Below are 15,037 nucleotides of genomic sequence, written 5' to 3'. Positions count from 1 at the left end.
AGCACGCGCGCATCACCAACAGCCCTACGACGGCGCCCCGCCCTGTGGTGATCCACTCCATCGGGCTGCCTCCTCACCTCGGGCAGCAGGCTCCTCACCATGAGGTGAGGTCTTTGTCCGGAGAGGCAAATCTCTCGATCTTGAGTCGCGATATCGCGCCGCGCCCGCCGCCTTGGACGCCAGGCTGCCCGTCGTGGAGATCAAAGTCTGCGGCGCAGAACCGGCTTTCTGTGATCTTGCAGACCAGAGCGGGGACCGGCATCCATGTGCAGTCGAGGCGCCCCCCTCAGGCACCCTCGCGAGCCGGGGCGGCTTCGCCCCGACGGGACCGACGGGACTCAGGGCTGCGCCGATCTCCGGCTCGACAAAGAATTCCTCCCCGATCACGGCAACCTTTGTGCGCGCGGCGCCAACTGAAGACAACCGGGACCGAGACCGAGGCCCACTGCTCCTGAAAGGCATGCTGTTGCTAGATCAGAACCGCTATCATCGCCGCCGTCCGGCAACCCGCCGCGTGCTCGCCGCCGCCGTGGTTCTCGCCGCCGCGGCTGCCGCCGTACCGCTGATAGCCCTGGCCGAAGACGCGCCGAAGGCCGGCACGCCGACCGTGGCCGCTGATGCGGCGGCCGCCGGCGGCCGCTACTTCGGCACGGCAGTGGCCTCGGGCAGGCTCGGCGACTCGACGTACTCCACCCTTCTCGACCGGGAATTCAACATGATCACCCCGGAGAACGAGATGAAGTGGGACGCCACCGAACCCTCCCGCGGGTCGTTCAACTTCGCCCCCGCCGACAGGATCGTCAACCACGCCTCCGCGCACGGCCAGAAGATGCGCGGCCACACCCTGGTCTGGCACTCCCAACTGCCCGGCTGGGTCAGCTCCATCAGGGACGCGAACACGCTGCGCAGCGTGATGAACAACCACATCACCACCGTGATGAACCGCTACAAGGGCAAGATCCACTCCTGGGACGTGGTCAACGAGGCGTTCGCCGACGGCGGCAGTGGTCAGCACCGCAGTTCGGTGTTCCAGGACGTGCTGGGCAACGGCTTCATCGAAGAGGCCTTCCGCACCGCCCGGAAGGCCGACCCCTCGGCCAAGCTCTGCTACAACGACTACAACATCGAGAACTGGTCCGACGCCAAGACCCAGGGCGTCTACCGCATGGTCAAGGACTTCAAGTCCCGCGGTGTGCCCATCGACTGCGTCGGCCTCCAGAGCCACTTCGGCGCCGACGGCCCGCCCGCCAGTTTCCAGACCACGCTGTCGAACTTCGCCGCCCTCGGCGTGGATGTCCAGATCACCGAGCTCGACATCGCCCAGGCGTCCGCCGGCGCGTACGCCAACGCCGTCAAGGCCTGCCTGAACGTCGCCCGCTGCACGGGCATCACGGTGTGGGGCATCCGCGACAGCGACTCCTGGCGCACCGGTGCGAACCCGCTGCTGTTCGACAGCAGCGGCAACAAGAAGCCCGCCTACAACGCGGTGCTCACCGCCCTGAGCGGCAGCAGCGGCGGCAGCAGCAGCAGCGGCAGCACGCCGGGCGGGGTCATCACCTCCGGCACCGTCTACACGCTCTCCAACGCGGCCGCCGGACGCGTTCTCGACCAGCCCGCGGGATATAACGGCAACGGCACCCCGCTCCAGGTGTGGGGCGCCAGCGGTGCCTCCAACCAGCAGTGGCGGGCCAGCCGGAACAGCGACGGCTCCTACACGCTGACCAACGCCGCCAGCGGCCGGGTACTGGACGAGCCGGCCAACCGGACGGGCAACGGGACGAGGACGACGATCCAGGACTCCAAGGGCGGTGCCAACCAGCACTGGCGGGCCAGCCGGAACAGCGACGGCTCCTACACGCTGACCAACGCCGCCAGCGGCCGGGCGCTGGAGATCCCCGGCGGCAAGACCGCCAACGGCACTCCCGTCCAGGTCTGGGCCTCCAACGGCGGCGCCAACCAGCACTGGAACTTCAAGCCGACCGCGGCGCCGAAGAGCGACACGTGCGCTCTCCCGTCGACCTACCGGTGGACCTCGACGGGTCCGCTGGCACAGCCGGCGAACGGGCAGGTCGCGCTGAAGGACTTCGCCACCGTGAAGTACAACGGCAAGAACCTGGTCTACGCGACCACCTCCGACGGAACGAAGTGGGGCTCGACGGCGTTCAGTCCCTTCACGAACTGGTCGGACATGGGGGCGGCCACCCAGACCGCGATGAACGAGCCCGCGGTGGCGCCCGAACTGTTCTACCTCTCAACCAAGAACATCTGGGTGCAGGTGTCCCAGTGGAGTCAGTGGCCGCTCTACTACCGCACGTCCAGCGACCCCACCAACCCCAACGGCTGGTCCGCCAAGCAGCCGCTGTTCACCGGCAGCCTCCCCGACGGCCCCGAGCCGGGCCAGAAGAACTCCCCGATCGACCCGACCCTGATCGCCGACGACCAGAACATGTACCTGTTCTTCGCCGCTGACAACGGCAAGATCTACCGGGCGAGCATGCCGCTCGGGAACTTCCCCAGCAGCTTCGGCTCCTCGTACACCACGGTCATGAGCGACACGAGGGACAAGCTGTTCGAGGCGCCGGAGGTCTACAAGGTCAAGGGGCAGAACCAGTACCTCATGATCGTCGAGGCGATGGGCAAGGACCGCTACTTCCGCTCGTTCACCGCCCCCAGCCTGGACGGTCCGTGGACCGTCCAGGCCGGCAGCGAGAGCAGCCCCTTCGCGGGCACTGCCAACAGCGGTTCCCCCTGGGCCAAGGGCGTCAGCCACGGTGACATGCTCCGCGACAACCCCGACCAGACCATGACCATCGACCCCTGCAACCTGCAGTTCCTCTATCAGGGCCTCCCCAAAGACACACCGGAGAACACCGACTACCTGAAAATGCCGTACCGGCCGGGTCTGCTCACCCTGCAGCGCTGACCCGCCTGATCCACGGTGATCGCGATGTGATGCGGTCCGCCGACGCGTGGACGAGCTGTCTACGGCGTGGGCAACTCCACCCGCTGACCGAAACTCACCGCCTCGAGGAACCCCAGCCGCGCGTCGGCTGGGGTTCCGTCGACGACACCGGCGGCTGGGGCCACCTCGACGTCGACCACATCGCGCCCTGCGTACGGTCGCGTCGAGACCGGTTGCCACTTCCTGCTGTCGGTCGTCGTCGGAGTGCTGGTAGATCAACGCAGCCTTCTCGGAGGACGAGCCGGCACGGACCATCGTGTCCTCGTGGCCGACGCCGGTGAGGGCGGTGGCGATGTGCGATTCGATGAAGCCCGCACGTCCGGTGACCGGGATCTACATGCCCCGACCGCACGGCCGTGCTCGCGGCTGCGGGCCGTTCGGCGCGGGTACGTCAGCGGTTCGCAAGCCTTCGGGGCCGTGCCCTGCCGTCTCCGGTCTCCGCCGTGTCCTCTCCCCTCCGGAAGGTCGCCGCCGTCAGCAGTGCGAAGGCCAGGGCGAAGCCGAGCATGGTGAGCACGCCCCGCGGCCAGAAAATGTGACTGTCGACGAACGACCAGCAGGCGGCGAGCAGCACCACGGCACCCGGCAGCACCCGGACCCCGTGGCGCCGGTACAGCACCGCGCACGTCGCGAGACTCGCCGCGGCCAGGGCGTAGACCCCCGCCCGGCCCAGTTCGTCGCCGGTCGCGAACAGCCGCCCGGCTGCCCCGTGCACTCCGTGGTCGACCACCGTGCCCGCCGAGATCCCCGCGACGGCGTCGAGTCCGGAGTAGTACGCCGCGTAGCCGAGGCATCCGGCCCAGGCGAGCAGCGTCAGGGCCCCCTCGGCGTCGCGGCGCGGCCTGCCCCACAACGGGACCACCAGACCGAGCGCCAGGAAGGGGAACACCGGCAGCAGAACGACGTGCAGCCCGGCCCAGTCGCCCGCCGTCGCCGCCGTCAGATGCCGGGGATGGACCAGACCGGCAACAGCCAGCAGCAGGGGGGCCGCCGTCACCAGCGCCGTCGCACGCAGAGCACGCAAGGATCGCATCCCGTCACCGTAGGAGGCCGCACCGGCTCCGCCATGGCCCTGCGCGGAACGCGTAAGACATCCGTCACACCGGAGCGGCCGACTGCTTACGAGAGTCTGACGCGGCCCCCGTTCCCCACCCGCCTCACTGCCACCACCGACCACGCTCGTCCTGTCCACGACCTCCACGCGGACGCACAGGCACGACGAGGAATGAAGGAGTGGCACGTGAACATGTACGGCGAGCGGAGTGAGCACCGTCCACGTCCGAAGGCCGGGGGACGCCGCGGTCACCGGGCACGGTCCAGGACGCGGCGGATCATGATCGGCGGAGGCGCCCTCGCCACCGTCGCGGCCGCCACCGTGGCCGTGTCCCTGGCCTCGGCCGGCCAGTACGGGGCGTCCGGAGCGGGAGCCGATCGTGCCGTCTTCGTACAGGGCAACGAACTGAACGGCAACACCATCCACGTCTTCGCAGGGGACGGGCAGGGCAAGCTGAAACCCGCGGGCAGTTACGCGACGGGCGGCAGGGGCGGCGACCAGGTCGACGCCCCCACGGACTCCCTCGCCTCCCAGGGGTCCCTCGTCTACGACGACGCCTCCGGGATGCTGCTGGCGGTCAACGCAGGCAGCGGCACACTGACCGCCTTCCGTGCCGACGGAACGAAGCTGGGCCGTCGTCAAATCATGGACACGGGCGGCGACTTCCCGTCCAGCATCGCGGTGCGCGGCAAAATCGCGTACGTCATGAACGCGGGCGGCAAGGGCAGCGTCCAGGGCTTCCGGATCACCACGAAGGGGCTCGTGCCGATACGGGGGTCTTTCCGCTCCCTCGGCTTGGCCAACGAGGCCGTACCTCGGTTCGACACCTCGCCTGGCGAGGTCGAGATCACCCCGGACAGCCGCAACCTGGTGATCACCACCAAGGGAAACAACACCATCGAGGTCTTCCCGCTGAAGAGGAACGGCCTGCCGGCCGTCGCCGAACCGGTCGTCAACAAGTCTGCCGGCAACGTGCCGTTCGCGATCAGCTTCGACAGGTCCGGCGGGCGGATGCTGGTCGCCGAGGCCGAGAGGTCCACGGTGACCACCTACCAGGTCCGGCAGAACGGCAAGCTGAAGGTCCTTCAGAAGCCGCTTGCGAACGGCCAGGAGGTCCTGTGCTGGCTGGAGCGCGCGGGCGACCACTTCTACGGCGGCAACACCGGCAACTCCACCGTCACCGGGTACCGCATGGACGAGCACGGACGGCTCGCCCTGACCAACGAGGTCGGCCTCGCCACCCCACCCTCCTCGAAATCGCAGGGTGTGATCGACATCGCCGTGACCAAGGACGCGAAGTTCGTCTACGTCCAGAACGCCGTCTCCGGGACGGTCGACGGCTTCCGCGTCGAGAAGAACGGATCCCTCACCAAGGTCACCACCGCCGAGGGCCTGCCCGCGTTCGACGAGTCCGGTATGGAGGGCATCGCCGCGATGTGACACCCCGGACAGACAGTCGAGAGCACACCGACAAAACGGAGGCCCAGGGGACGGCTGCCCTGCCGAGATTCGGTGGGGCACCCGTGCTTCGTCCACCCGCCGCACCGCAACGCGCAGCGGCTGAACGAACGAGCGCGGGGCTCGGCTCCGCGGCCTTGGCGTCTCCGGTGATGACGCCCAGGAACTTCGGCATCGCCACGACCTCCCTGCCCGGGTCGAAGTCCGCGCATGCGATCCGGTTGTCCATCGTCTCGCTGGGATGGACGACGACGGCGACCGCACCCGATCCGGTCTTGCGGGAGTTGACGTTCGTCAGGCCGGTCCCCGACCGACGTCGCCCGCCGGTGGCGGCACTCGGTCCCGCGCGGAGCCGGCTTCGCCGTTGTCCATGCATGCGCGAAGTCGTTTTCCGAGCAGACGGGCCCCGCAGGTCCTGGACGGGGCTGCCCTTCCCGAGCAGCTGCTTCAGCTCGCCGTGCGCACCTGCCGGGGAGACGGCGAGGTCGCCCGGCTCGACGCCCGTCTGCCCGACGGCAGCGGCGCATACGTGGTGATGCCACACCGTGTCGGTGAAGCGCACGGAGCACGGTGCCCGTGCGAGCGGCATGCTCGGCCCACAGCTCTCGTCCCGCGCCCTCGACGTGCCCGTAAGAGCGGACAACCACGGTCGACAGCGGCCCCTACGGTCAGCCCAGACAGGCGGCGGAGAGCCCGTGCCAGATGTCGGGCTCCGCACCCCGCCGCACGCTGATCACGGTCGCCGCCAGCAGGACGAAGGACGTAGCGAAGGCGTTGGAGAGGGCGCCCGGTCCACCGGCGCCTCCCGCACCACCGGAGGCTGTCCAACTCCCGGGAGACGGCCGCCGTTCAAGGGCCGTCGCTACGACGACGGCTCACCCTCATCCTCACCCTGCGCGGCCTGAAGGTCGGCCAGCAGCTCGGCCTGCCCGGCGAGCACCCCGGACAGGATGGTCCGTGCGACCCGGAGAAGCTCCGCGACCTGCGGACTGGTCAGCGAGTAGTACACGTTGGAACCCTCCTTACGGGTCTTGACCAGATTCGCCCGCCGCAACACGGCCAGCTGCTGGGACAGGTGTGCGGGCTCGATGCCCACCTCGGGCAGCATCTCCGCGACCGCGTGCTCGCGCTCGCTCAGCAGCTCCAGGACGCGGATACGGGCCGGATGGCCGAGCGTCTTGAAGAACTCGGCCTTCAGTTGGTACAGCGGCGTGCTCATCGAGCCGTCCCCTCCCCGACGCGACGGCACGTCCCCACCGGTCGGAGCTCGGCGCATCGCATCCACCCACTCGTCAAGAACATGCGGCCCATCCTCGCCTGAGGCACCGAGCGCGCCTAACCCGGTGAAACCGCCAGGGACGGCGTCCCAGGTCGTCGGCGCTACAAGGTGTCGGGTCAGACCTTCTTCACCACGCTGGACTTGAGCTGCATGGCGCCGAACCCGTCGACCTTGCAGTCGATGTCGTGGCCGTCCACGCCGTCGACCAGGCGGATGTTGCGCACCTTGGTGCCCGCCTTGATCCCGCTCGGGCTGCCCTTGACCTTCAGCGTCTTGACCACCGTGACGGTGTCACCGTCGGCGAGCACATTGCCGACCGCGTCCCGGATCACCTTGCCTCCGGAAGCGCCGTCCGCAGGCCCCTCGGACGCAGGCCCCTCGGACGCAGACCACTCGTGCCCGCACTCAGGGCACACCAGGAGCGCACCCATCTCGTAGGTGTAGGCGCCGGAGCATGCGGGGCAGGGGGGAAGGTTGTCGCTCATGGCACAGGTGTCTTTCGTTCAGTGATCGGATACGCGGGTCAGGTGGGCCAGCCGTCGGTGCGCCACGCCTGCTGCGCCTCGTCGGGGGCCGACGGGTGCCGTGCGTGGGCGGCGAGGGCGGTGGCCAGGTCGCTGTGGACGGGGATGTCCGGGCAGTCGCCGGGCGGGACGAGCGAGCCGTCGGCAGGGATGGCGGCCAGTTCCAGGCTCCGGCCCGCTCCGACGAGGCGGTGTGCGGCCTCGGTGATGGCCAGCTGCCCTTCCGCGGACCAGCCGCGCAGTTCGGTCAGGTCGAGGATGACCGGTCCGGTGCCGCGCGCGACGACCCAGCCGAGAGCTCCGCCGAAGCGGCGGACCGCCTCCGGGCCGAGGTATCCGGCGACAGAGAGGATCCCGAAGTCGTCCTCGACGGTGTAGCGCCACTCGATGGTCATGCGGGTGAACTTCCTTGCTCTTGCGGCCCGTTGAGGTTTCGGAGCGGGAGGGTTATCCAGATGCTCTTGCCGTCCGCGTCGCCGTGCACGGCCGCGGTGCCGCCGAGTTGCCGGGTGAGCTCCATGACCGTGCCGAGACCGCCACTGGTGCCGGTTGCGACTTGGTGCAGCGGCGGCTGGTGGGGGTGACGGTCGTGGACGGCGAAGGCCAGGTGGCTTCCGCTCGCCGCATACATGACCATGATCTGCGGGGACAGCTCGGCGGCGTGCCGGACGCTGTTGGTCACCAGCTCGCTGAGGATCAGCAGTGCCGCGTCCACGACGGGCCGGTGCAGATCTATCCCCCACTCGGCCAGTGCCTGTTCGGCGGTCACGCGGGCGAGGCGAACCGCGGACGGCTCGTTGGGCAGGGTGAGCACGTGCCGGTACGGAAGGCCATCGAGAACGGAGGCCATCATGTCTCCCCGCGGGCGAGGCGGAAGCCGGTGACGCTCTGGGGGTGCAGGCGCAGCAGGGTGTCGTGCGGACCGTGCGTCCAGCCGGGCAGCGTACGGCGATAGTGGGCCACCTCGTCCGCGTCGCCGAGCACGTCGGCGGGGCCGTGGACCGTGACCGCCCAGCCGGTGCCGTGCACCGTGCGGATCTCGTCCACGTGGTAGGTCACCGTGGTCGGCACCGCCACCGCCTGGACGGGAGCCCGGACGATCAGCCGGCCGTACTCCCCCACATGCCGGGCCGGCCGTACGACGGTCAGCTCCCGCTGCGGGTACACCAACCGGCCCAGGCTGCTGCCTTCGAGCAGCCACAGAGCCTCCGCCCCGGAGATCTCCACCATGCGCGGGGGCGCGGGGGCAGTGCTCATCGGACGGCTTCCTCGCTGGAGGTTCGAGGCTTCTGGGCGGGAACGGCGATCAGGAGGCCGGCCGACTCCAGGTAGGCGCGAGCACCCCGGATGGCCTCGGGGGTGGTGGCGTAGTCCCGGCCGTCGGGCCGCAGGAGTTCCAGCGCGCCGACGGAGCCCAGGACCTGGCGTTGGTCGGAGCGGATACCGGAGGCCAGGACAAGGATGCCGCGCCGCGCCAGTTTCTCCACCGCGTCCTTGAGGACCAGCGCGCCGGTGGCGTCCATGGTCGACACCCGCGACATGCGCAGGATGACGACCCGGACGTCGGCCACCTCGGTCAGCTCCAGCAGGAAGCGGTGTGCGGCGGCGAAGAAGAGAGGGCCGTCGATGCGGTAAGCGACGATGTGCTCGGCGAGCAGGGCGTGTTCCTCGGCGCTGTGGTCGCCTCGGTCGAGCGGCACCTGGTCGAAGCGGGCCTGCTTGGCCACGGCGCGCAGAGCGAGGGCGCCCGCCACGACAAGGCCGATGATCACCGCGTACACGAGGTCCAGGGCGAGGGTCGCGACCGCGGTGAGGACGAGGATCAGCGCATCGGAGCGGGTGGCCCTCGCCATCGCTCTGAGGGAGCCGACCTCGACCATGCGGACCGCGGTGGCCACCAGCACGCCCGCGAGGGCGGCGAGCGGGATCTTCGAGACGAGGGGCGCCGCGGCGAAGACGATCACGGCGAGGATCGCAGCGTGGGTCAGGGCGGCCAGCCGGGAGCCGGCGCCCGTGCGGACGTTGACCGCGGTCCGGGCGATCGCGCCGGTCGCGGGCACCCCGCCGAACAGCGGGGCCGCGATGTTGGCCAGCCCTTGGCCGAACAGCTCACGATCGGGGTCGTGCCTCTGCCCCACCGTCATGCCGTCCGCCACCGAGGCGGACAGCAGCGACTCCAGGGCCGCGAGCGCCGCCACGGCCAGGGCCGGGGCGATCAGCGTGCCGAGCGAACCGACGTCCAGGAAGCCGAGCGAGGGCGCGGGGAGCCCGGACGGAAGGGTGCCGATCGGCTGCGCCGCGTCCAGACCGGCGGCCTCGGCGACGACCGTCGCCGCGATGACCGCGAGGATGGAGAACGGAACGGTCGGCCGCCGGCGGGCGCCCACCAGCATGACCGCGGCCACCGACACCGTGAATCCGACCGCCGTCCAGTTCGGATGTCCCACGAACTCCTCGACCGCGCGCCAGGTCACCACCAGCACACGGTCACCCTCGGGCTTGGGTACGCCGAGCGCGTTCGGGACCTGCTGCAGGCCGATCACGCAGGCGATACCGAGGGTGAAGCCCTCCACCACGGGCGCGGGCACGTACTGCATGTACTTGCCGGCCCGCAGCGCGGCCAGCGCCACAAGCATGACGCCCGCCATCAGCCCGACGGTCAGCACGCCGGTCGGCCCGTACTCGCCGACGATCGGCACCAGCACCACGGTCATGGCCCCGGTGGGCCCGGACACCTGGAGGTTGGACCCGCCGAACACGGCGGCGAGCGCACCGGCGACCACGGCGGTCGCCAGTCCCGCCTCAGCGCCGAGACCGGAGGAAACGCCGAAGCCGAGGGCGAGGGGCAGCGCCACGATCGCCACGGTCAGTCCGGCGAGCAGGTCCCGCCGCGGGGCACGCCGCATGTCCGCCAGATCGACGCGACCGGGCAGGAGTGCGGTGAGCAGGGCTGTCGCCCGGCTGATCGCTGAGGTCATCGCGCGGTGACCCCGGCTTCCCTCAGCTCGGCCAGCAGCTCGTTCCGCCCGGCGAGCATCTCGGTGAGGATCCGGCGCGCGGCCCTCAACAGGTCCGCGACGTCCCCGCCGGCCAGCTCGTAGACGACGGTCGAGCCCTCCCGGGCAGAGGTGACGATCCCGGACCGGCGCAGGACCGCCAGCTGCTGGGACAGGCCCGACGGCTCCACTTCGATCGCGGCGAGCAGATCCCGCACCGGCATCGGACCGTCCTGCAGCAGTTCCAGCACGCGTATGCGGACGGGGTGCCCCAGCATCCGGAAGAACTCGGCCTTGGCCTGGTACAGCGGAACGGACACGACCCCTCGGTTTCCTTGCAGATACCCCACCCCGGGGGTGGACACGAAGGCTGTGCCCGCGACTACCGGATAGCAGGAACAGCCAACCCAGCATCTAACCAATTGCGAAATTACGCAATTCCGCATGACTGACCGGTGGACTCTCCGCCGACGCCGAAGGCTCTACGCCGGCCACCCGCCGGAGCCCTCAGCGCCGTCAACCGCCACCTTCCAGCACCGACATCGCCGTCCGGTCGGGGCGCTTCACGCGGTCCACAGCCTGTGCACAAACCTCCACGAACGCGAAGGTGACGGCCTCCTCGCCTGCGCACGGGGCCCGGGGGGTGTCGTACGAACCCTTGTAGAGGTACATGAAACCCCAGGTCAGAGACCTGGGGTTTGTTTGTTGTCCAGTCCGACTTCAGAGGGCGTGCCCTCCGCGTGCTTCCAGCCGGCCGGGCTACTGCCCGTCGGCGGCGACGTCCCAGTGCTCGATGATCTTTCCGTCGACCACTCGGAAGATGTCCGCGACGACGTAGTCGGAGCTGAAGACCCACACCAGGTCCCCGTCGGCGAGGGTCTTGCCGAACCGGGTCCCGCCGCCCCCGGTACTGCTGGGCGAGGGGGCGTCCTGCGTGTTCTGCTCGAAGAACTGCTTCAGCGGAGCCGTTCCGTTCGGGGCGATCGGGTTGTGCTGGTAGTACCGCGGATCCCAACCCTTGTCGATCACGGTCGCGTCACCGTCGGCCCGCGGGGGCCTTCCAGGTCTTCCCGTCGTAGGTGAAGGTGGGCCCGGTGACGGACGTGGTCATCGGGCGCCAGGTGCCGTCGCCGTCGACGACCGGGTCGGTGACGGTCACCCAGTCGACGATCTTGCGCTCACCGGTCGTCGCCTTCTGCAACGCGGGAGTGGCGAGGTCGACACTCGTGTCGAGGACGCCGATGATCACCCCACGGCCGTCCGCCTTCGGGTTCTTCTTCACGAAGTCCACGGCACCCGTCTCGAACGACGGGTTGTACGGGTTCTTCGCGGCGGTGTTCTTGTCCGGGCCGGGGTAAGTGGCGGCGAAGGTATAGGACTTGCTGCCGCTTACGAGGTCCGGCTCCTCCAGGGGTATCTCGTTGCGCAGGTCGATGGCCTGCAGGGAGGAGAGCTTGGCGGCGGCCGTGATGGCCGAGTCCGCCTTGCCGGTCGGCACCGTGGCCCGTACGTAACCGAGCTTGTCGTACGTACGGCCCACCGAGCCGCCCTTGATCGCATCCAGCTCCTCGGCGACCTTCTCGGTCCGACCGGGCGCCGTGGCGATCACCATCGTGCCGGTCTTGTCGCGCTGTGCCTTGGCCTCCGCGAGGAGGTCGGCGTCGTCCGAACCGAGCTTGTCGTGCGCGGACTTGACGCCGGGGTCGGCCGCGGTGGCGGGGGAGCCGTCCGCGGCGAAGGCTGCGGGCAGAGGGCCGGTCGCGGAGAGCGCGGCGACGAGGCCCGCGGCCACGGCGATACGGGCGACGCGTCTCGCGCCCGGTATCGGGGCCGGGTGGGGGGTGGGGGGCATGCGCGATCCCTGGTGCTGAAGGAACGTAGGCATGGGCGGCCGGATCGAGGCACTCCGAGCCACTTCGACTGCCGCCGTCCGGGCATGAACCCGGGTGATCGCCAGCGTTGCACAAGGGACCTATTTTTGTTGAGATTTCACGTGTCAGGTCGAGACCTGACACAAACCTTCCACACGCCATCGGGATGCCCCAGAAGGCGGCGTCGCCAGGACGAGGCTCCGAGGGGTTGGAGCAGTTCGGTCTCGTCATGGGCGACGTAGATGGGACAGCAGCAGCCCGTCCGGGCCCGGCTCGGAGTAGCTCTCCAGATGCCGGCGGAGCTCCCGGTGGAGGGAACGCGGGAAACGCGGGAAGGAGCACAGTCCGGATTCCCACCTCGGACTTGGTGGCGCCCTGGGCGCGCCGCCCGTTCATCCGCTCCGGCTCGGCAAGGCGGACACGGATGCGCAGGTTGCCGAGGTCGACGTCCCGACGGCGGAGGCCGGCCGGTTCCGCCGGCCGCATCGGACCGTAGGCGCCGAAGTAGACCATGAGACGCCACCGCATCCCCACGGCGTTGGCCCGCGCGTCGACTTGGGTTGGCCGTCATCGTCTTCGCCCCCGTGGTGCGCAGCCGGTCGGCCCGCCGCTCACGGACACGCGGCGCGGTGATCGAAGCAGGGACGCAGGTCAACGACCTGGCCGGGTCAAGCGGATCCAGCTTCAGCAGCACGGAAGGGACCGAGGAAGATGCATCAGCAGGCACGGGACACTCTCGTGATCGTCAGGCGTAGGACATCCGCGATGATCACCAAGCCCGTGCCCGCACTGCTACCTGGCCCTCACGCCAAAGAGCCGTAATACCACGGACTTGAAGCCGCCTGGTTTCAGCCTGCGAACGTTTCTGCTCGCGAATTGCGCCAGAGGTATTGACGCTGATCACCGGAACCTTAATCATCCAGTTGCTCGATACTTCGACCTTCGTTCGACATGCCGGACACCCCAGGGTCGCACCACACCAGCATCCGCACAGCCTCTGACGGGGCAAACCGGAGCCTTGCTCAAGGATGACGAGGTCCTTATGCACCGACGTAGTTTCAGCCGCAGACATCCGTCTGGGGCGCTCGCCGCCGCGGTTGCGGCCCTGGCCGCGTTGGCGGCCCTGCTCGTTGCCAGCCCGGCTCAGGCGGCCACCACTGGCGAGTTGCGCGGTGTTGCTTCCGGCAAGTGTCTCGATGTGGCGGGCTTCAGCCAGACCGACGGCGCGAACGTGCATATCTGGGACTGCCACGGCGGAATCAACCAGCAGTGGACGTCAACGGACAGCAACCAGCTGACCGTGTACGGCAACAAGTGCCTGGATGCCCGGGGCGGCGCCACCACGTCCGGGACCCCGGTGCAGATCTGGACGTGCAACGGCAGTGCGAACCAGCAGTGGCGGGTGAACTCCGACGGCACGATCGTCGGCGTGCAGTCCGGGCTGTGCCTGGACGTCTCGGGCGGCGGTACGACCAACGGCACGGGGGTGCAGATCTGGTCGTGCCACGGCGGCGACAACCAGAAGTGGACCGGCCTGTCCGGGACGGCCAACGCCAAGGCGTGTGCTCTTCCGTCGACCTACCGGTGGACCTCGACCGGTCCGCTGGCGCAGCCGGCGAACGGCTCGGTCGCGCTGAAGGACTTCACCACCGTGACGTACAACGGCAAGCACCTCGTCTACGCGACCACCTCCAACGGAACGTCGTGGGGCTCGATGGCGTTCAGTCCCTTCACGAACTGGTCGGACATGGCGACGGCCGGCCAGACCACGATGAACCAGGGCGCGGTGGCGCCCAAACTGTTCTACCTCTCCACCAAGAACATCTGGGTGCTGGTCTCAAATGGGTGGGGTACCAACTGGACCTTCACCTACCGCACGTCCAGCGACCCCACCAACCCCAACAGCTGGTCCGCCCCGCAGGAGCTGTTCACCGGTCGCTTCCCCGCCGGCGAGGGTGGCGGCCCGATCGACCCGACCATGATCGCCGACGACCAGAACATGTACCTGTTCTTCGCCGGTGACAACGGCAAGATCTATCGGTCGACCATGCCGCTCGGGAACTTCCCGGGCAGCTTCGGCTCCTCGTACACGACGATCATGAGCGACACCGAGGACCTTCTGTTCGAGGCGCCGGAGGTCTACAAGGTCCAGGGCCAGAACCAGTACCTCATGATCGTTGAGGCGAAGGGTTCGCACCGCTACTTCCGCTCGTTCACCGCCCCCAGTCTGAACGGTCCGTGGACCGTCCAGGCCGGCAGCGAGAGCAGCCCCTTCGCGGGCCAGGCCAACAGCGGTTCCACCTGGGCCCAGGGCGTCAGCCACGGTGACCTGGTCCGCGACAACCCCGACCAGACCATGACCATCGATCCCTGCAACCTGCAGTTCCTCTACCAGGGCCTCCCCAACAACACACAGGAACCCGACTACCTGAAACTGCCGTACCGGCCGGGTCTGCTCACCCTGCAGCGCTGACCCGCCTGATCCACGGTGATCGCGATGTGGTGCGGTCCGCCGACGCGTGGACGAGCTGTCTACGGCGTGGGCAACTCCACCCGCTGACCGAAACTCACCGCCTCGAGGAACCCCAGCCGCGCGTCGGCTGGGGTTCCGTCGACGACACCGGCGGGCGTGGGAAGGGGCCGACGTGCACGGCGAACATTCCGAACACGGCCACTGCACGGGCGAGGTCCACCGCGACCAACCGCGCCATCGGCGAAGGGTGTTCCGTCGCCGTGGCGGACTCGCGTAAGGGCACGGGGCGGGAAAACGCCTTCTCGGCGCTTTCGCCGCATCGTCCTGGCCGGACCGGGCTCGCGGAGACCTGGACCGGTCGCGCTGCACGGCCGAGTCGGGGTGCCGGGCCGACGTGCACGGTGGCCCTTTGCACCACGG

General features: G+C 69.2%; 12 protein-coding genes and 3 pseudogenes. 3 read left to right on the top strand and 12 right to left on the bottom strand.

The features are described from left to right. Positions 1–460: 460 nt before the first annotated feature. Positions 461–2,923, top strand: coding sequence for a non-reducing end alpha-L-arabinofuranosidase family hydrolase (locus AB5J49_RS25340; protein ID WP_369170958.1), 2,463 nt, complete (start codon positions 461–463; stop codon positions 2,921–2,923). A 183-nt stretch (positions 2,924–3,106) separates the two neighbouring features. Here AB5J49_RS25340 and AB5J49_RS25335 read toward each other — a convergent pair. After that, positions 3,107–3,226: pseudogene (locus AB5J49_RS25335) on the bottom strand (site-specific integrase); the annotation flags it as partial. 127 nt (positions 3,227–3,353) lie between these two features. After that, positions 3,354–3,995, bottom strand: coding sequence for a hypothetical protein (locus AB5J49_RS25330; protein WP_369170957.1), 642 nt, complete (start codon positions 3,993–3,995; stop codon positions 3,354–3,356). Positions 3,996–4,295: 300 nt separating this feature from the next. Between AB5J49_RS25330 and AB5J49_RS25325 the strand changes: the two genes are divergently transcribed. Further along, positions 4,296–5,456, top strand: coding sequence for a lactonase family protein (locus AB5J49_RS25325; RefSeq protein ID WP_369170956.1), 1,161 nt, complete (start codon positions 4,296–4,298; stop codon positions 5,454–5,456). An 880-nt stretch (positions 5,457–6,336) separates the two neighbouring features. Here the strand turns inward: AB5J49_RS25325 and AB5J49_RS25320 are convergent. The 10 genes and pseudogenes from AB5J49_RS25320 to AB5J49_RS25275 all read right to left on the bottom strand — a co-directional run. Beyond that, a complete protein-coding gene (locus tag AB5J49_RS25320; protein ID WP_369170955.1) occupies positions 6,337–6,693 on the bottom strand; it encodes an ArsR/SmtB family transcription factor in 357 nt (118 codons plus the stop codon). Positions 6,694–6,869: 176 nt separating this feature from the next. Further along, positions 6,870–7,238, bottom strand: coding sequence for a zinc ribbon domain-containing protein YjdM (locus tag AB5J49_RS25315; RefSeq protein ID WP_369170954.1), 369 nt, complete (start codon positions 7,236–7,238; stop codon positions 6,870–6,872). A 38-nt stretch (positions 7,239–7,276) separates the two neighbouring features. Next, on the bottom strand, positions 7,277–7,672 hold the full coding sequence (locus AB5J49_RS25310) for an anti-sigma factor antagonist (protein WP_369170953.1): 396 nt from the start codon (positions 7,670–7,672) through the stop codon (positions 7,277–7,279). Then, complete coding sequence (locus tag AB5J49_RS25305; RefSeq protein ID WP_369175254.1) at positions 7,669–8,127, bottom strand: ATP-binding protein; 459 nt, start codon at positions 8,125–8,127, stop codon at positions 7,669–7,671. Before AB5J49_RS25305 ends, AB5J49_RS25310 begins: the two co-directional genes overlap by 4 nt. Beyond that, the gene (locus AB5J49_RS25300) at positions 8,127–8,534 is read right to left on the bottom strand and encodes a pyridoxamine 5'-phosphate oxidase family protein (protein WP_369170952.1); all 408 of its coding nucleotides are present in this window, start codon (positions 8,532–8,534) and stop codon (positions 8,127–8,129) included. The genes AB5J49_RS25305 and AB5J49_RS25300 overlap by 1 nt, the downstream gene beginning before the upstream one ends. After that, complete coding sequence (locus AB5J49_RS25295; protein WP_369170951.1) at positions 8,531–10,255, bottom strand: SulP family inorganic anion transporter; 1,725 nt, start codon at positions 10,253–10,255, stop codon at positions 8,531–8,533. Before AB5J49_RS25295 ends, AB5J49_RS25300 begins: the two co-directional genes overlap by 4 nt. Continuing rightward, positions 10,252–10,593, bottom strand: coding sequence for an ArsR/SmtB family transcription factor (locus tag AB5J49_RS25290; protein ID WP_369170950.1), 342 nt, complete (start codon positions 10,591–10,593; stop codon positions 10,252–10,254). Before AB5J49_RS25290 ends, AB5J49_RS25295 begins: the two co-directional genes overlap by 4 nt. Positions 10,594–11,032: 439 nt before the next feature. Next, positions 11,033–11,302, bottom strand: coding sequence for a hypothetical protein (locus AB5J49_RS25285; protein ID WP_369170949.1), 270 nt, complete (start codon positions 11,300–11,302; stop codon positions 11,033–11,035). Positions 11,303–11,318: 16 nt separating this feature from the next. After that, positions 11,319–12,125 (bottom strand): annotated as a pseudogene (locus AB5J49_RS25280) (serine protease); the annotation flags it as partial. Positions 12,126–12,395: 270 nt separating this feature from the next. After that, positions 12,396–12,778, bottom strand: a pseudogene (locus AB5J49_RS25275) (site-specific integrase); the annotation flags it as partial. Positions 12,779–13,186: 408 nt separating this feature from the next. On the opposite strand from AB5J49_RS25275, the gene AB5J49_RS25270 reads away from it, so the two are divergent. After that, the gene (locus AB5J49_RS25270) at positions 13,187–14,617 is read left to right on the top strand and encodes a non-reducing end alpha-L-arabinofuranosidase family hydrolase (RefSeq protein ID WP_369170948.1); all 1,431 of its coding nucleotides are present in this window, start codon (positions 13,187–13,189) and stop codon (positions 14,615–14,617) included. Positions 14,618–15,037: the final 420 nt, after the last annotated feature.

Origin of the sequence: Streptomyces sp. R28 (assembly GCF_041052385.1) — a bacterium.
In the GTDB taxonomy this organism is placed as follows: domain Bacteria; phylum Actinomycetota; class Actinomycetes; order Streptomycetales; family Streptomycetaceae; genus Streptomyces.
The sequence above is the reverse complement of the archived record's forward strand: the minus strand, read 5'-3'. Positions and strand labels throughout refer to the sequence as shown.

Bases quoted from the DNA above. Each gene is read 5' to 3' on its own strand.
- AB5J49_RS25270 (WP_369170948.1), top strand. From the start codon at position 13,187: ATGCACCGACGTAGTTTCAGCCGCAGACATCCGTCTGGGGCGCTCGCC.
- AB5J49_RS25315 (WP_369170954.1), bottom strand. From the start codon at position 7,238: ATGAGCGACAACCTTCCCCCCTGCCCCGCATGCTCCGGCGCCTACACC.
- AB5J49_RS25340 (WP_369170958.1), top strand. From the start codon at position 461: ATGCTGTTGCTAGATCAGAACCGCTATCATCGCCGCCGTCCGGCAACC.
- AB5J49_RS25295 (WP_369170951.1), bottom strand. From the start codon at position 10,255: ATGACCTCAGCGATCAGCCGGGCGACAGCCCTGCTCACCGCACTCCTG.
- AB5J49_RS25305 (WP_369175254.1), bottom strand. From the start codon at position 8,127: ATGGCCTCCGTTCTCGATGGCCTTCCGTACCGGCACGTGCTCACCCTG.
- AB5J49_RS25320 (WP_369170955.1), bottom strand. From the start codon at position 6,693: ATGAGCACGCCGCTGTACCAACTGAAGGCCGAGTTCTTCAAGACGCTC.
- AB5J49_RS25325 (WP_369170956.1), top strand. From the start codon at position 4,296: ATGATCGGCGGAGGCGCCCTCGCCACCGTCGCGGCCGCCACCGTGGCC.
- AB5J49_RS25330 (WP_369170957.1), bottom strand. From the start codon at position 3,995: ATGCGATCCTTGCGTGCTCTGCGTGCGACGGCGCTGGTGACGGCGGCC.
- AB5J49_RS25310 (WP_369170953.1), bottom strand. From the start codon at position 7,672: ATGACCATCGAGTGGCGCTACACCGTCGAGGACGACTTCGGGATCCTC.
- AB5J49_RS25300 (WP_369170952.1), bottom strand. From the start codon at position 8,534: ATGAGCACTGCCCCCGCGCCCCCGCGCATGGTGGAGATCTCCGGGGCG.